General features: G+C 68.6%; 16 protein-coding genes. 9 read left to right on the forward strand and 7 right to left on the reverse strand.

Annotated features, from left to right (window positions below; translation table 11 throughout):
* Positions 1 to 331: 331 nt before the first annotated feature.
* Entirely contained in the window at positions 332 to 2,860 is a 2,529-nt protein-coding gene (locus CRO50_RS05595) for an ABC transporter permease (RefSeq protein WP_097144906.1), read from the reverse strand.
* Positions 2,857 to 3,567 (reverse strand): ABC transporter ATP-binding protein, encoded by a 711-nt coding sequence (locus CRO50_RS05600; protein ID WP_232617755.1) that lies wholly within the window; start codon positions 3,565 to 3,567, stop codon positions 2,857 to 2,859. The genes CRO50_RS05595 and CRO50_RS05600 overlap by 4 nt, the downstream gene beginning before the upstream one ends.
* A gap of 76 nt (positions 3,568 to 3,643) precedes the next feature.
* On the opposite strand from CRO50_RS05600, the gene CRO50_RS05605 reads away from it, so the two are divergent.
* The gene (locus CRO50_RS05605) at positions 3,644 to 4,297 is read left to right on the forward strand and encodes an arylesterase (RefSeq protein ID WP_232617754.1); all 654 of its coding nucleotides are present in this window, start codon (positions 3,644 to 3,646) and stop codon (positions 4,295 to 4,297) included.
* 120 nt (positions 4,298 to 4,417) lie between these two features.
* On the opposite strand, the gene CRO50_RS05610 is transcribed toward CRO50_RS05605, so the two are convergent.
* The 4 genes from CRO50_RS05610 to CRO50_RS05625 all read right to left on the reverse strand — a co-directional run bounded on the left by CRO50_RS05610 (position 4,418) and on the right by CRO50_RS05625 (position 7,499).
* Entirely contained in the window at positions 4,418 to 4,636 is a 219-nt protein-coding gene (locus CRO50_RS05610; protein WP_416061091.1) for a cold-shock protein, read from the reverse strand.
* Between the two features lie 165 nt (positions 4,637 to 4,801).
* Positions 4,802 to 6,028: an NAD(P)/FAD-dependent oxidoreductase gene (locus CRO50_RS05615; RefSeq protein WP_232617753.1), complete on the reverse strand. Its 1,227-nt coding sequence runs from the start codon at positions 6,026 to 6,028 to the stop codon at positions 4,802 to 4,804.
* Positions 6,029 to 6,031: 3 nt separating this feature from the next.
* A complete protein-coding gene (locus CRO50_RS05620) occupies positions 6,032 to 6,907 on the reverse strand; it encodes an alpha/beta fold hydrolase (protein WP_232617752.1) in 876 nt (291 codons plus the stop codon).
* Between the two features lie 16 nt (positions 6,908 to 6,923).
* Positions 6,924 to 7,499: a L,D-transpeptidase gene (locus CRO50_RS05625; protein WP_097144909.1), complete on the reverse strand. Its 576-nt coding sequence runs from the start codon at positions 7,497 to 7,499 to the stop codon at positions 6,924 to 6,926.
* A 297-nt stretch (positions 7,500 to 7,796) separates the two neighbouring features.
* Between CRO50_RS05625 and rfbC the strand changes: the two genes are divergently transcribed.
* From rfbC to CRO50_RS05655, 6 genes are all read left to right on the forward strand, one after another.
* A complete protein-coding gene (rfbC, locus tag CRO50_RS05630; protein WP_097144910.1) occupies positions 7,797 to 8,360 on the forward strand; it encodes a dTDP-4-dehydrorhamnose 3,5-epimerase in 564 nt (187 codons plus the stop codon).
* Positions 8,357 to 9,394 (forward strand): dTDP-glucose 4,6-dehydratase, encoded by a 1,038-nt coding sequence (gene rfbB, locus CRO50_RS05635; protein ID WP_097144911.1) that lies wholly within the window; start codon positions 8,357 to 8,359, stop codon positions 9,392 to 9,394. Before rfbC ends, rfbB begins: the two co-directional genes overlap by 4 nt.
* Before the next feature lie 31 nt (positions 9,395 to 9,425).
* Positions 9,426 to 10,295 carry a dTDP-4-dehydrorhamnose reductase gene (gene rfbD, locus CRO50_RS05640; RefSeq protein ID WP_097144912.1) on the forward strand — a complete coding sequence of 290 codons (870 nt, stop codon included), beginning with the start codon at positions 9,426 to 9,428 and terminating at the stop codon, positions 10,293 to 10,295.
* A complete protein-coding gene (rfbA, locus tag CRO50_RS05645) occupies positions 10,292 to 11,161 on the forward strand; it encodes a glucose-1-phosphate thymidylyltransferase RfbA (RefSeq protein WP_097144913.1) in 870 nt (289 codons plus the stop codon). Before rfbD ends, rfbA begins: the two co-directional genes overlap by 4 nt.
* 86 nt (positions 11,162 to 11,247) lie before the next feature.
* Positions 11,248 to 12,405 (forward strand): DUF2793 domain-containing protein, encoded by a 1,158-nt coding sequence (locus CRO50_RS20360; protein ID WP_232617751.1) that lies wholly within the window; start codon positions 11,248 to 11,250, stop codon positions 12,403 to 12,405.
* 4 nt (positions 12,406 to 12,409) lie between these two features.
* Complete coding sequence (locus CRO50_RS05655) at positions 12,410 to 12,724, forward strand: hypothetical protein (protein ID WP_143516861.1); 315 nt, start codon at positions 12,410 to 12,412, stop codon at positions 12,722 to 12,724.
* On the opposite strand, the gene CRO50_RS05660 is transcribed toward CRO50_RS05655, so the two are convergent.
* Entirely contained in the window at positions 12,725 to 13,537 is an 813-nt protein-coding gene (locus CRO50_RS05660) for an ABC transporter permease (protein WP_097144915.1), read from the reverse strand. It lies immediately after the preceding gene.
* A gap of 111 nt (positions 13,538 to 13,648) precedes the next feature.
* On the opposite strand from CRO50_RS05660, the gene CRO50_RS05665 reads away from it, so the two are divergent.
* Together CRO50_RS05665 and CRO50_RS05670 are read left to right on the forward strand one after the other, a co-directional pair.
* A complete protein-coding gene (locus CRO50_RS05665) occupies positions 13,649 to 14,803 on the forward strand; it encodes a KpsE/RkpR family capsule polysaccharide export protein (RefSeq protein ID WP_097144916.1) in 1,155 nt (384 codons plus the stop codon).
* 12 nt (positions 14,804 to 14,815) lie between these two features.
* Positions 14,816 to 15,478, forward strand: coding sequence for an ABC transporter ATP-binding protein (locus tag CRO50_RS05670; protein WP_097144917.1), 663 nt, complete (start codon positions 14,816 to 14,818; stop codon positions 15,476 to 15,478).
* Positions 15,479 to 15,821 lie beyond the last annotated feature (343 nt).

Genomic DNA, 15,821 nt, shown 5'->3' on the forward strand with positions numbered 1-15,821 from the left:
AATGGTGCCATTGGCACGGATGCGCCCTGACCTGACGGCGCGCGTCTGGGGCTGGGGGCAGGGGGCTCTGCCCCCCTCTCCTGCGGAGAGTCCCCCGGAGTACTTTCGGCCTGGTGATGCAATTGGGGGGGGGCGAAGCAGCGGGACCTGCGCCGCCGGCATGGCTGGCACGCGCCCTTTGGCCAAAGGAGGTCGCTGACGGGCGCGGTCGGAGAGCCTTTCGGAGGATCTCGGGCCGGCAGATCCGGGCGGCAGGCTCCTGTCCCATCACCAGGCTGAAAATACTCTGGGGGGAGGCCCGCAGGGCCGGGGGGCGAAGCCCCCCCCTGCCTCAGTCCTGAGCGCGCAGGACCTGCGCCGGGCGTGCCGAGAGCGGGCGCCAGGCGAAGATCAGTCCGGCGGCCAGGTTCAGCGCCAGGCCGCCCAGCACCACCGCAAGCGCATTGGGCCAGATCACCGCGTAGCTGGTTTCCAGCACGAAGTGGCAGATCGCCCAGGCGCCCAGGATGCCGGCGAGCAGCGCCACCAGCCCCGCGCCCGCGCCCATGAGCGCCGCGCGCAGGGCGAAGCTTGCCAGGATGCGGGCCCGGCTGGCGCCGAGGCTTTTCAGCACCGCCGCCTCGTAGGCGCGGGCGCGCTCGCCCGAGAGGGCCGCGCCGATCAGCACCAGGAAGCCCGTGACCAGGGTGATCGCCGCGCCCCAGGAGGTGGCGGCGGCGATGGAATCCAGCAGGTCCGTCACCAGGGCAATGGCCTCGCGCACCGAGATCGCGGTGACATTGGGGAAGTCACGGCCAAGGTCGCGCAGCAGGGGTGCCTCTGCGGCGCGCTCGGCGTAGATCGTGGCGATCCAGCTATGCGGCGCGCCGGCCAGCGCGGCCTCGTTCATCACCAGGATGAACCCCATGCCGGCGGTCGAGAAATCTACCTCTCGGAACGAGGTGATTTCCGCCTCGATGTCGCGGCCCAGGATGTTCACCGTCAGCTTGTCGCCAAGCTTCAGGCCCAGCTCGGCGCCCTCTTCGGCCGAGACCGAGACCTGGGGCGGGCCGGAATACCCCTCGGGCCACCAGGTGCCGCTGGTCACCGTGGTGTTGTCGGGCAGGGCCCCGGCGTAGGAGACCCCCCGGTCCCCGCGCAGGACCCAGTGATCGCCGGCCACCTCGCGGGCGGGCGCACCGTTGATCCGGGTGATCACGCCGCGCAGCATGGGCGCGCGGTCGACCCGCGAGACGGCCGCGTCGCCCTCGGTACGCTCGAGGAAGGCCGGGATCTGGTCGGGCTGGATATCCACGGCGAAGAAACTGGGCGCGCGGGTCGGCAGCTCTTCGGCGATGGCCGCGCGCATGTTGCCGTCGATCTGGCCCACGGAGGCCAGCACCGACAGGCCCAGGCCCAGGGACAGGATCACCGGCAGCACCTCGGTGCCGGGGCCCGCGATGGCGGCGAGCGACCAGCGCAGGGCAGGGCGTCCGCGCGACAGCGCGCCAAGGCGTGCGGCTGCGGCGCGCAGGGCGCGGGCCGCGAGGGCGAGCAGCAGCAGGGCGGCGAGAATGCCCGCGAAGGCCCAGAGCGTCAGGCTTGCCGCGCCGGAGAGCAGCGCGGCGCTGCCCGCGAGGGCCAGGGCCAGCAGAACCAGGACCGCAAGGAAGGCGGGGCGCGGCAGGGCCTGGCCCGCGCCTGGGTCGCGGAAGAGCTGCGCGGCGCGGATCTCTTCCACCCGCGCCAGTGGCCAGAGGGTGAAGAGCGCCGCCGTCAGCGCACCATAGAGCGCGGCTTCGGCCAGGGCGCCCGGGTAGAGGCCAAACTCGGCCGGCACGGGCAGCAGGGCCGAGAGGATCGGCGCCACCAGCAGCGGCAGGAGCGCGCCGAGCGCCAGTCCCAGCAGGATGCCGATCAGCGACAGCGCCCCGATCTGCAAGCCGTAGGTCAGCAGGATCACCCGGCCCGAGGCCCCCAGCGTCTTCAGCGTGGCGATGATGCCGATCTTGCCCGCCAGGTAGGCGCGCACCGCGGCCGAGACGCCGACCCCTCCGACCGCCAGGCCCGCCAGCCCGACGAGGACGAGAAAGGCCGAAAGCCGCTCGACGAAGGCCTGGATGCCGGGGGCGCCGTTGCGCGCATCGCGCCAGCGGATGCCGCTGTCGGAGAAGCGCGCCTCTGCCTCGGCCTCGAGCGCGGCAAGGTCGGTGCCGGGTGGCAGGCTCAGCCGGTAGCGGCTGTCGAAGAGGGTGCCGGGGGCGAGCAGCGGGGTGCCTGCAAGGGCGCTGCTGGCGACCAGGGTGCGGGGGCCCAGTGAGAAGCCCGAGGCATTGGCGTCGGGCTCGCTTTCCAGTGCGGCCATCAGGCGGAAGGCGGTGCCGCCGATCTCGACCCGGTCGCCCGTCTCGGCACCCAGCCTTGCGATCAGCGCCGGGGCCATCACCGCGCCCGGCAGGTCGTCGCCCGCCAGCGCCTGTGAAAGCGGGATGTCGGGAGAGAGGGCGAGCTCTCCGATCAGCGGATAGGCGGCGTCGACGGCCTTCACCTGGGTCAGCACCCGGTCCTCGCCCAGAACGGCCATGGAGCGGAACTCGGCGATCTCCGACACCGCGGTGGCGCGGTCCTGCATCCAGGCGCGCTCTGCCGCGTCGGCGAAACGATAGGTCAGAGAGAGCTCGGCATCACCCCCCAGCATGGCGGCACCTTCGCGGGCGAGGCCTGCCTCGATGGCGCCGCGGACCGAGCCGATGGCGGCAATCGCCGCCACGCCGAGGGCAAGGCAGGCGATCAGGATGCGGAAGCCCGACAGACCGGCGCGCAGTTCGCGCGCGGCGAAGCGTGTGGCGAGGCCGAGCGCCCGCGGCTGGCTCTGGCTCATGCGGGGGCCCCGGCGGGCAGGGCGACCAGGCCGTCGCGCAGCGGCAGGGTCCGGTCGCAGCGGGCGGCAAGCTCGGGCGCATGGGTGACCATCACCAGCGTCGATCCGTGGCGGTCGCGCAGGCCGAAGAGCAGGTCCATGATGGCCGTCCCGTTGGCCTCGTCCAGGTTGCCGGTGGGTTCATCGGCCAGCAGGATCTCGGGGCGCGGGGCGGCGGCGCGGGCCAGGGCCACGCGCTGCTGCTCTCCGCCCGAGAGCTGCGAGGGGTAATGCCCGGCGCGATGGCCGAGGCCCACCTGCGCGAGCTCTTCGGCGGCGCGGTCGAAGGCATCGGCGTGGCCTGCAAGTTCCAGCGGAGTTGCGACGTTTTCCAGCGCGGTCATGGTGGGAATGAGGTGGAAGCTTTGGAAGACCACCCCCATATGATCCCTGCGGAACCGCGCCAGCGCATCTTCGGAAAGCCTGGTCAGGTCCTGCCCCAGCACCAGGACCTCGCCGCCGGTGGCGCGTTCCAGCCCGCCGAGAAGCATCAGGAGAGACGACTTGCCCGACCCCGAAGGCCCGATCAGCCCCAGTGTTTCACCGCGCCCCACTTCCAGGTCGATGCCGCGCAGGATCTCGACCTCGCCGGCATTGCCCGAAAGCGACAGCGCCGCGCCGCGCAGCTGGATGACGAGGTCGTCCCGGTTCATGGCGGGCTTGGTCATGGCGGGGGCTCTCCGGTTGGCTGGGCGTCCTCTTCGATATGGGCAGGGCCGGCGCGACGGCAAGGGGGCGGGTGCAATGCGATCTATCTCGCCGCTGCTGGCCGGGCTCATGGCGTTGCTGCTGGTCCTGCCTGCCGGGGTGCGGGCCGAGGTGCGGCTGCTGGCCTTCGGGGACAGCCTGGTGCAGGGCTACGGGCTGCCGCAGGGCGAAGGCTTCGTGCCGCAGCTCGAGGCGCGGCTGCGCGATGGCGGCCACGAGGTCTCGGTGATCAACGCCGGGGTTTCGGGCGATACCAGCGCGGGCGGGCTGTCACGGATCGGCTGGTCGCTGGCAGAGGATGTCGATGCGGTGATCGTGGTGCTGGGCGGCAATGATCTGCTGCGCGGGCTCGATCCGGGGGACACGCGCGAGAACATCGGCGGCATCCTGGAAGAGATCCGCGCCCGTGGGCTGCCGGTGCTGCTGGCGGGGATGCAGGCGCCGGGGAATTACGGCGCCGCCTACAAGGAGGCCTTCGACGGGCTTTATCCCGCGCTGGCCGAAGCCAATGGGGCCCGGCTCTTCCCCAGCTTCATGGCACCGCTCATGGGCGATCCCGAGGCGCCGGACCTGGCCGCGGCGCGCGCATTGCTGCAACCCGATGGCGTGCATCCCAATGCCGAGGGCGTGGCGCGGATCGTCGAGGCGATGCTGCCGCAGGTCGAGGCCATGCTGGCCGAAGTGGAGTGAAGGCAGCGGGCGGCGGAGCCCCTGCGCGGGCATCGAGCCCCCACAGGGACTGGGGGCTGCGCCCCCTTGCCCCTGGCCGAGGGGGCACCCGGAATGTGATGGCGCCGGACGGGCGGGGGCTCAGTCGACCTGTAGGTTGGTCGCAGAGAGGCGCCCGTCGCGGCCCTCTTTCAACTCGAAACGGACCCGCTGGTTGTCCGCGAGACCGGGTATCCCGGATTGCTGGAGAGCGGACATGTGGACATAGATGTCCCTCGCCCCGCCCTCGGGCGCGATGAAACCGTAGCCCTTCTGGGCGTTCCACCATTTGACGACGCCGTTGATCATCGGTTTGATCATCCATGCTGTTCGGCCGCAGCCGAAGGGTCTGCCCGCGACATGCGGCAGCGTGGCCCGGTGTGATGGCTGGTGGCCCCGGCCCCTGGGTCGGAGGGTCATGAGCTGTCCCCGTGCGGGGATACAATGCGCTTGTTTCAACGCCCGTTCAAGCTTTTTACCGTGCGTTCAGCTGCGCTTGTCTCCGGCGCGGCCGGAGTCGCCCATTTGTAGACCACGCAGCAGAAATCCAGGCAGCCGCCGCAGGGTCGCGCGGGCCATGTCGCCGTATTCGATCTCTCCGGCCAGGAGCCGCATGTAGAGGTGGCGCAGCCGCCCCGAGCCCCGGAAGGCCGCGATGAAGGCGGGCCGGAACAGGCGCGAGAAGAGCAGCACGCGGATCGCCCGCGCCTGGCGCATGGCGCGATGCACGGGGCGCAGTGCCTTGCGGTAGCGCCGCAGGGCAGAGGCCGGGGCCCCCTCTGCCAGCGCCTCGGCGGCGGCAAGTGCTGCCAGCTGGCCGCTTTTCATCGCATAGGCGATGCCCTCGCCGGTGATCGGATCGACCAGCCCCGCCGCATCGCCCGCAAGCAGCACCGCCCGGCGTCCGGGCGTCTTGCGGACCTCGCCGAAGGGCAGATGGTGGCCCTTGCAGGGCAAGGCCGGGTCGCGTCCGAGCCGGTAGAGATAGGCGGCCATGGAGGCCTTCATGTCGGCGTTGCGCGACAGGACCCCGCCGATGCCGATGGTCGAGCTCTCGCGCTTGGGAAAGTGCCAGCCATAGCCCCAGTCGGCGGCGCCGAAGTCGATGCGCAGGGGGGCGGCGGCATTGTCGGGGCCGGGCGTGGCCTCGACCTCGAGCCCGAAGCCGATCTGCGCCCGGTCATAGCTTCGCCCGAAGAGCGCCTTGGCCACCTGGGAGTTCACGCCATCCGCGCCGATCAGCACGCGGGCGCTCAGGCGGCGTCCGTCGGCCAGCACCAGAGCCGGGGTGGCGGTGTCGATCTGCGAGACCCGGCAGCCGCTGAAATCCCGCGCCCCGGCAGCCAGGGCGCGCCGCTGCATCTCGGCGTCCAGGTCGACGCGCATGGTCAGATGCATCGGCGGGATCTGCGGCAGCAGGCCAAGGGGCTGGCCATCGGCGTGAAACTCCACCGCCGTCTTGGTCTCGATCAGCCGGGCGGGGATCTCTTCGCCGAAAATCTCGGTGAAATAGAGGTAGCTGCGCCCGGTGAAGCCACCACCGCAAAGCTTGTCGCGCGGGAAACGCGCCTTGTCTACGAGCGCCACGCGCAGCCCCCGGCTGGCCGCCACATGGGCCGCCGCCGCGCCCGCAGGCCCCGCCCCCAGCACGATGATGTCGAATTGCGTCTCGCCGGAAGGCACTGACGTGGCTGGGGAAATTGGATCTTGCAAGGGTCAGCTCTCGGAAAAGAAGAAATGATGAATATCGTCAAAAAGCCGACCCGAGGTTTCAAATAGCAGGTGGCCTTGGCCTTGATAGAATGTAATCCGGTCCGCCGGAAGGCGTCGTGCCAGCCTGCGCGCGCCATTGGGGGTGAATACCGTGTCCTCTGCCCCGTGAAAGAGCGCAATTCGGGCATCCGCCAAGGCGCCGGGGCGCGAGAGGGTCCAGAACATCAGGCTGGAGGTATGCGCCATGGTGCGCCTCAGGGAGGGCGTGGACATGTTCTGTCGCTGCGCCTCGGCGCGGCTGGCGCTGTCGCGGGCGCGCTCGGGATCGCTGAGGGCGGCCTCTCCGTAGAGCAGCGTGCGGTAATTCTCGGTCCAGGCGTCCTGCGGTCTGAGAGAGCCGCTGCGCAGCATGGCCTTGGCGACCTCGACGCCGGAGCGAAGCGAGGAAAGCGCCGCGTCCGGGGCTGGGCCTGCGGTGGAGATCAGCGCCAGCGCCACCTCGGGGGCATCGAGACGCGAGACGGTCTCGATGGCGATGGGGCCGCCGGTGGAATAGCCGATGAGGTAGACCTCGGAGGCGCCGAGGTCGTTGACGTAGTCGGCGATGACCTGGGCCGAGCCCTCGATATCGACCCGGTGATCCAGCGCCAGCCCATCCATGCCGGGGAAGCGATAGGCGACGACCGTGCTGTCGTCTTCCTGCCAGCCCAGCACCGGGGCAAAGATGCCGACCGAGGCAAAGGCACCGGGCACCGTGACGATGACCTTGCCGACGCCGGGGCGCGCATTGCCGTCCTGCAACAGGGGGAATTCGCCCGCCCTGTCTGGGCCGGGCAGGAAAGAGCACCCCGCCAGCCCCAGCCAGAGCAGCGCGGCCAATCCTCTCAGCGAGAGGTTAAAGTACCGTGACCGGCGTTCCGATGGGGACCTGTTCATAAAGCGCGATGACATTCTCGTTCAGCATGCGGAAACAGCCCGAAGAGGCATTGCGGCCGATCGAGCGCGGCTCGGTCGTGCCGTGGATGCGGATCGCCGTATCCCGACCGTCCTGGTAAAGGTAAAGCGCGCGGGCGCCCAGAGGGTTGCGCGGTCCACCGGGCATGCGGTCCGAGTTCCCGGCGTATTTCCCGTAGATATTCGGATCGCGGGCGATCATGTCGGGGGTCGGCCGCCAGGAGGGCCATTCGACCTTGCGCCCGATGACGGCCTTGCCGGTGAAGCCAAGCCCAGGCCGCGCCACGGCGATCCCGTAGCGCATCGCCTCGCCCGGTGCGGTGACGTGGTACAGGAAATAGGCGCGCGGCAGGATCACGATGGAGCCCGCCGCATGGGCCTTCGAGATGCCGACCCGGCGCGGCGCGAGGATCGGCGCGGCCTCGACGGCGGCGGCGGGGCGGGTGGCGGCAAGCAGGGCCGGGGCGGCAAGCCCGCTGGCAAGGGCCGTGGTCAGGAATTGGCGGCGATGGAACATGGGGGCACCTGTAGAATCACTCGGAAAGCATTGGCTTGTTGTTGGTAAATAAAGCTCTTGCATCGGGATCACGTTCCCGCGGAAGGCCAATTCGCCTGCGAATTGTTGCCTTCCCGCAACGCTGCCCATTCCGCCTTTTCCAGTGTTTTCGCTTTATTTTGAACAATTTGGTCGTAGAAAGGGAAAATCAACCTATCCCGGTTTTAACGCCCCCCGGCGAATGCGTTAGAACACCCTCGGATGCCGGGGCCCCGGTCCAACCAGGGGCCGAAAGACCATGCGAAGTGCGGAGCCAGAATGGACGTCACGCCGACCAAATTGCCTGAGGTGCTGATCCTCGCCCCACGCCGGTTCGGCGATGCCCGTGGCTTCTTCAGCGAGACCTGGAATGCCGCGCGGATGGCCGAAGCCGGGCTGGACCTGGATTTCGTGCAGGACAATCACTCCTTCTCGGTCGAGACGGGAACCCTGCGCGGGCTGCATTACCAGGCGCCGCCGCGGGCCCAGGGCAAGCTGGTACGCTGCGGGCGCGGGGCGCTTTGGGACGTGGCGGTGGACTTCCGTCGCAACTCGCCGCGTTTCGGCCAGTGGGTCGGCGTCGACCTCAGTTTCGAGAATGGTTGCCAGTTGTGGATTCCGCCAGGCTTCCTGCATGGCTTCGTCACCCGCGTGCCAGAGACCGAGATCTGCTACAAGTGCACGGACCTCTACGACGCCGGGACAGAGGGCGCCGTGGCCTGGGATGACCCGGATCTTGCCATCGACTGGGGCGTCAGCGCGCCGGTCCTGTCGGACAAGGATCGCGCCGCGCCCCGGCTGGCGCAGGTCGAAAGCCCGTTTCTGGAAGAGGTGAGCGCATGAAGCTGCTGGTAACCGGCGGTGCCGGGTTCATCGGGTCCGCCGTGGTGCGCCATGCCATCGCCGCGGGCCACGAGGTCATCAACCTCGATGCGCTGACCTATGCCGCCTGTCTCGAGAACCTCGCATCGGTCGAGGCGAGCCCGCTCTACCGCTTCGAGAAGGCCGATATCCGCGACCGCGACGCCCTGGCCCGGATCTTCGAGACGCATCGCCCGACCGCGGTGATGCACCTGGCCGCGGAAAGCCATGTGGATCGCTCGATCGACGCGCCGGATGCCTTCATCGACACCAATGTCACCGGCACCGCCCACCTCCTGCAGGAGGCCCGCGCCTACTGGGAGCGGCAGGGCCGCCCGGAGGGGTTCCGCTTCCACCATGTCTCGACCGACGAGGTCTTTGGCTCCCTCGGGGCAGAAGGGCTTTTCACCGAAGAGACCCCCTATGCGCCGAACTCGCCCTATTCGGCCTCGAAGGCGGCTTCGGATCACCTGGTGCGCGCCTGGCACGCGACCTATGGGCTGCCGGTGGTGCTTTCCAATTGTTCCAACAATTACGGGCCCTTCCACTTCCCCGAGAAGCTGATCCCCGTGGTCATCCTGAACGCCCTGGCGGGACGTCCGATCCCGGTCTACGGCGATGGCGGCAACGTGCGGGACTGGCTCTTCGTCGAGGATCACGCCGAGGCGCTGCTGACCATCATCGGCCAGGGCGAGGTCGGGCGCAGCTACAACGTCGGCGGCAATGCCGAGGCGAAGAACATCGACCTGGTGCGCATGATCTGCCGCATCCTGGACCGGCTCCTTCCCGGTGCCGCCCCGCATGAAGATCTGATCACCTTCGTCACCGACCGTCCCGGCCACGACCGCCGCTATGCCATCGACGCCAGTCGCCTGCGCGACGAGCTGGGCTGGCAGCCCCGCGTCACGCTGGAAGAGGGGCTGGAACAGACCGTGGCCTGGTACCTGGAGAACCGGCCCTGGTGGCAGGCCCTGCAGGACCGCGCGGGCGTTGGCGACAGGCTGGGCCTGGGATGAGGTTTCGGCTGATACACCAAGGGGTTGGCGCATGAGCGAGGCGCAGGACCAGCGGCCGGTTCTGGTCTTCGGACGCTCCGGCCAATTGGCGACGGAGCTGGCCCGGCGGGCCCGTGTCACCTGCATGGGCCACGAGGCCGCGGACCTGGTGCAGCCGGGCGCGGCGGCCAGGGCCATTGCCTCGGTCCGGCCCTCGATGGTGATCAATGCCGCCGCCTATACCGCCGTCGACCGGGCCGAGAGCGAGGCCGCGCTGGCGCAGCGGATCAACGCCGCCGCGCCGGGGGAGATGGCCGAGGCCTGTGCCGAAGCGGCGATCCCCTTCCTGCATGTCTCGAGCGACTACGTGCTGGATGGCAGTGGCGAGAGCCCCAGGGAGGAAAGCGCGCGCCCCGCGCCGCTGAACGCCTATGGCGCCACCAAGCTGGCGGGCGAAGAGGCGATCCGCGCCGCCGGAGGCCACTGGGCGGTGCTGCGCTGCTCCTGGGTGTTCTCGGCCCATGGGACGAATTTCGTCAAGACCATGCTGCGCCTGTCGGAAAGCCGCGATGCCCTGACCATCGTCGCCGACCAGGTGGGCGGGCCGACACCCGCGGCCGATATCGCTGCGGCGCTGCTCGAGATGGGGCGCCAGATGGCAGCGGGCAAGCGGGGTGGGCTTTACCACTACGCGGGCGCGCCGGACGTCTCCTGGGCCGATTTCGCCCGCGAGATATTCGCGCAGGCCGGCCGCGAGGTCTCGGTCACCGACATTCCGACCGAGGCCTATCCGACCCCGGCGGTCAGGCCGCTGAATTCGCGGCTGGATTGCCGGCGGCTGGAGGTCGACTTCGGCATTGCCCGCCGCGATTGGCGCCTCGGGCTGCGGCAGGTACTGGAAGAGTTGGGAGCACTGGCATGACACGCAAGGGTATCATCTTGGCGGGGGGCTCTGGCACGCGGCTCTACCCGATCACCATCGGGGTCTCGAAGCAGCTGTTGCCGGTCTACGACAAGCCGATGATCTACTACCCGCTGACGGTGCTGATGCTGGCCGGTATCCGCGAGATCGCGGTGATCACCACGCCGGATGATCAAGAACAATTCCAACGCCTTATGGGGGATGGCAGCCAGTGGGGGCTCAGCATCACCTGGCTGAAACAACCCCGTCCCGAAGGGCTGGCCCAGGCCTATCTGCTGGCCGAGGAGTTCCTGGCGGGTGCGCCTTCGGCCATGGTGCTGGGGGACAATCTCTTTTTCGGCCATGGCCTGCCTGAGCTTCTGGCCAAGGCCGGTGCCCGCGAGGTCGGCGGTACGGTCTTCGGCTACCGCGTCGCCGATCCCGAGCGCTATGGCGTGGTCGATTTCGCCCCCGATGGCGAGGTCCGCGCGATCATCGAAAAGCCCGAGGTCGCGCCCTCGCGCTATGCGGTGACCGGGCTTTATTTCCTTGATGGGACGGCGCCCGAGCGGGCCAGGGCGGTGCAGCCCTCGGCCCGTGGCGAGCTCGAGATCGTCTCGGTGCTGGAAAGCTACCTGGCCGATGGCGGCCTGGGGGTGGAGCAGATGGGGCGCGGCTATGCCTGGCTCGACACCGGCACCCTTGGCTCGCTTCTGGATGCGGGGAACTTCGTGCGCACCCTGTCGGAGCGGCAGGGCCAGCAGATCGGTTCGCCGGACGAGGTCGCGCATATGCTTGGCTGGATCGACGATGCGGCCCTGGAAGCGCGCGCCAAGCTCTTCGGCAAGAACGCCTATGGTGCCTACCTGCGCAGCCTGCTGGGCTAGCGCACGGTGGGGTCAAGCCACGTTTACGGCTCGCCGCCTAGCGTCTGGGCAGGGCACGAAAGCCCCCAGATTGCCAGGAGCCCCAGATGCCGGACCGTTCTGCCAGCCTGTCGCTGCCCTTCCTGCAGCCCAGCCAGGCGCAAAAACATGTGACCCACAACGAGGCGCTGATCCTTCTGGATGCGCTGACCCAGCTGGCCGTCGCCGACCGCGACCTGACCACGCCGCCCAGTGATCCCGGCGAGGGGGATCGCTACATCGTGGCCAGTGGCGCCACCGGCGCCTGGGCCGGAGAGGACGGCAATGTTGCTGTGCATGACGGCACGGCCTGGCTCTTTTGCACCCCGCAGACGGGATGGCGCGCCTGGGTCGAGGATGAAGAGCGGCTGGTGACATGGCGCGGCGGCGCCTGGCGGGACGACAGCGGCCTGCCGCTCGGGGCCACCACCCTTGGGGTGAATGCTTCGGCCGATGCGGTGAACCGGTTGGCGGTCTCGGCCCAGGCGGTGCTTTTGACCCATGCAGGCAGCGATCACCAGGTGAAGGTGAACAAGGCCGGCAGCGGCGATACGGCGAGCCTGCTCTACCAGTCGAACTGGAGTGGCCGCGCTGAAATGGGCCTGGCCGGAGACGATGATTTCTCGATCAAGGTCAGCGCCGATGGCAGCGCCTGGGTCACCGCGCTGCGCTTCGACGGAACGGACGGCAGCGCCTCCGGCGATGCGGTGCAAAGTGATGCGGGTGATGATACCATCGGCCGGCTGATGACGGTCGGGGCCTTCGGTCTGGGGGGCGGCGCCGTGGCCGCGCCCTCGGACGATGCGGACAATTGCACCCTTGGCGGGCTCTGGGACTTCACGGCCTCGGGGGCCAATTGCCCCCTGGCGGATCCCTCGGGCGGCACGCTTCTGGCTCTGCCCGGCGGCAGCGGCACGCGCCAGGTCTTCGCCAATGAAGAGGGGACGCGGCTCTGGCTGCGCAGCCATGACGGCGCGAGCTGGAGCAACTGGTCAGAGCTTTTCACCCAGGCCAGCGTCGTGGGCACCGTCTCGGAAACTGCGGGGGTGCCCAGCGGGGCGGTGATCGAGAGCGGCGCCAACGGCAATGGCGAATACATTCGTTGGGCCGATGGCACGCAGATCTGCACCAATGGCGGGGCGGCGATCAGCACGGACCCCGCGGCATTCACGGGCACTGCGGTGTCGATCGACGGCGGCAAGCTGAAGATCGGCCGCTGGTTCTGAGCCCATGGGACGCATGGAGCGCGACCCGCTGCTGGACCCCGCCCTGGCGGGCGACCCCAGGCTGGCGCGGCGGGCGCGGGTGCAAGGCGAGTGCCGCAACCGTATCCGCGCCGAGATCGACCTGCCCGCACAGGTGAACCTGCAGGGCGCGGCACTGACCGGGCTGTTGAGCTACGAGGAAGCCGAGCTTTTCCGCGCCGGGCAGGAGTGGATCCTCGACATGCTGCGCAGCGCCCGCGCGCGGGCAGCCGATCCTGGTCGCTGCGGGGAGTGGCCCAGCCCCCCAGAGGGGTTGGCGGCCCTGGCGAAGCGGTTCTGATCATCGGCGCAGGATCTCCTGGTGGTGGCGGCGCAGGAAGAGCAAACCGAACGCCAGAGTCCCGAGGCCCAGTAGCGCCACATAGGCGGGCGAGGCCCAGTTGGCATCGTAGCTTGGATAGATCCCGCGTCTGAGAATGGCGATGACATGGACCATCGGGTTCCACCAGAGCCAGTCGCGGAAGGGCTGCGGGACGCTTTCAAAGAGGAAGAAGATCGTCGAGATGACGAACATCGGTCGCATCAGGATCGACCAGCCGTGCACCCAGACCGGGTAGAGCCCCTGCAGCAGGCAGTTCAATGTGCCAAATCCCAGGGCCAGGAGGGCGCAGAGGCTGTAGGCCTCGACGATTGCTTGGAAATTCAGGATCGCGCGGGTGCGGTAGAAGATCAGGATGCCGGCGATCAAAACGTAGCTCACCATCAGCTGTGTCACCAGGTTCAAGGCGAATCGGGCCAGGATCGCATCGCGCCAGCTGACACCCGGAAAGGCCAGCAACGGACGGGAGAACTCCAGCGACTGCGCCAGGCGCCCGACCAGGTGGGTGAAGAGCGTGAAGGGCAGCATCCCCGTGGCGTAGAAGAGCGGGAAGGTCACGCCCAGGCCGGGGTTCCTCAGCGCCATGGAAAAGACCATGGAAAGCAAGGCGATACCGGCGACAGGCTCGATCACCGCCCATAGGTACCCCCCCGGCGTACGGCCCGAACTGGTCGCCATTTCCCGCAACATCAGCGCGAAGACCCGGCGCAACGGTGCTGCCCGGCCCCCGTTGCTGACGCGGAGCGGCGGCGGATAGGAAATCGTCTCTGACACCTTGGCTATTAACCCTTTCCTGACGGTTGCCGCTCTAGTCTCGGGGATATGAGTGAACAAACCGCAAACAGTCCCATGGCGCGGAAGCTGCCGGCTCTCGCAAGGGTCCGGATGCCCTCGCCGCAGGTGGTGAGTCCACGCGGGTCTCCGACACGGCGACGACAGTACTGGGTCGCCGTGACCTTCGTGGCCTGCGTCGTGCTGCCGGTGATACTGGCGGCCTGGTACCTCTGGACACGGGCGGCGGACCAATATGCCTCGACCCTGGCCTTCACCGTCCGGTCCGAGGAAAGCACGCCCACCCTGGACCTGCTTGGCGGGCTGTCCGAATTCTCGGGCGCCAGTTCCTCGGATACGGATATTCTCTATTCCTACCTGCAGAGCCAGAACATCGTCGCCGCGATCCAGCGGGACCTGGACCTGCGCGGCATCTGGTCGGCTCCGGGCACGGATCTCGCCCATGGTGATCCGGTTTTCGCCCTCTCGCCGGAGGCCACGATCGAAGAGCTGGTGGATCACTGGCAGCGCAAGGTGAAGATCTTTTACGACGCCGGTACGGGCCTGATCGAACTGCGTGTGCTGGCCTTCGATCCCGCCGATGCGACCCATCTGGCCGAAGAGATTTACGAGAAAAGCTCTCTGATGATCAATGCCTTGTCCGATGCGGCGCGGGAAGACGCCATCGGCTACGCGCGCGATGAGGTAGAGCTGACGCTGGACCGGCTGAAGGGCGCGCGCCAGGCGATGACGGAGTTCCGCAACCGCCACCAGATCGTCGATCCTGGGGCGGAGCTGGAGGTCCGCGTGGGGGTTCTGGCGGGGCTGCAAAGACAATTGGTCGACGCGCAGGTCGAGCTGGACATGTTGCGCACCCGGCCTGGTCGCAATGATGTGCAGGTCTTGAACGCCGAACAGCGGATCGAGATGATCGAGCGTCGCATCGGGGCAGAGCGCGCGCGCATGGGCGCGGTCGGAGACGAACCGGGTGGCCAGGCCCTGGCAGAGCTCATGGGCCAGTATGAAGTGCTTGCGGTAGAACGGGAATTCGCCGAGGCGACACATCGTGCCGCGCTGGCGCGTTTCGATGCGGCGCAATCGGAGGCGCGACGACAGAGCCGCTACCTTGCCGCCCATGTGCGGCCGACCGTGGCGGAATCCGCGCGCTACCCGGAACGGCCGCTGTTGCTGCTCTATGTCGGGCTGTTCCTCGGGCTTGGTTGGGCCATCGCCGTGCTCAGCGCCTATGCGGTGCGGGATCGGGGGTGAGCAGGTGCGACCATGATTCGACTGCAGGATCTGACCAAGGAGTTCCGTCGCAACGGGCAGCGGGTTCTGGTGGCGGACCGGGTCTGCGCGACATTTCCCGCCCGCCGCTCGGTGGCCTTGCTGGGGCGCAATGGGGCGGGCAAGTCGACATTGCTGAAGCTGATCGCCGGGACAGAGGATGTGACCTCGGGGGCGGTGATCTCGACCGGGACGATCTCATGGCCGGTGGGGTTCACGGGGGCCTTCCACCCTCGGTTGACCGGCCTGCAGAATGTCCGTTTCGTGGCCCGCATCCATGGCGTCGACAGTGATGCCCTGCTGGATTTCGTGCAGGATTTCGCGGAGTTGGGCGCAAAGATCCGTCTGCCCTATGCCAGCTACTCCTCGGGCATGCGGGCGCGGCTGGCCTTCGGCCTGTCGATGGGCCTGGGCTTTGACACCTACCTGGTGGACGAGATCACCGCCGTGGGGGACGCGGCGTTTCGTCGTCGCAGCGCAGAGCTTTTCCGCGAACGGCTGACCCGCGCCGGGGCGGTGGTGGTCAGTCACTCCATGCCCCAGATGCGAGAGTTGTGCGACATGGGCGCCGTGTTGGAGCAAGGGAAGCTGAGCCTGTTCGACGATGTCGAAGAGGCGATTGCCCGCCATGAAGAGAACATGGCGCGGGCGGCCTGACGGATCGGGGCTGGTCAGAGCCCTGCTCTGAGAGGGCGAGCTGGAGGGAAGGAGGTGAAAAGCGAGGCGGGTCTGCGCGGCGGCGGCACCTTAAGAGCTGGAAGCAGCGCAGCCCCGCTTGCATGGGAGTCGGGCCGGCAGCCGGCCTGCACCGGGAACTGGATTCCACTGGGAACTGGCTCGGGCTTCTGCTCGTCGCCAAAACGGCCCGTTGATCTGCGGCAGTAAGGGGCTGCGCGCAAGACCCTGAGAATGAAAGGATTAATCCGCGCGCTGCTGCCGCGTAGCGTTGTCGGCAGGTTCGCCCTCGGGCTGCCCCCTTCGGCGCCACCGGCCGGGAGGC

The sequence above is a fragment of the Pseudooceanicola antarcticus genome, from assembly GCF_900215355.1.
GTDB classification, from domain to species: domain Bacteria; phylum Pseudomonadota; class Alphaproteobacteria; order Rhodobacterales; family Rhodobacteraceae; genus Pseudooceanicola; species Pseudooceanicola antarcticus.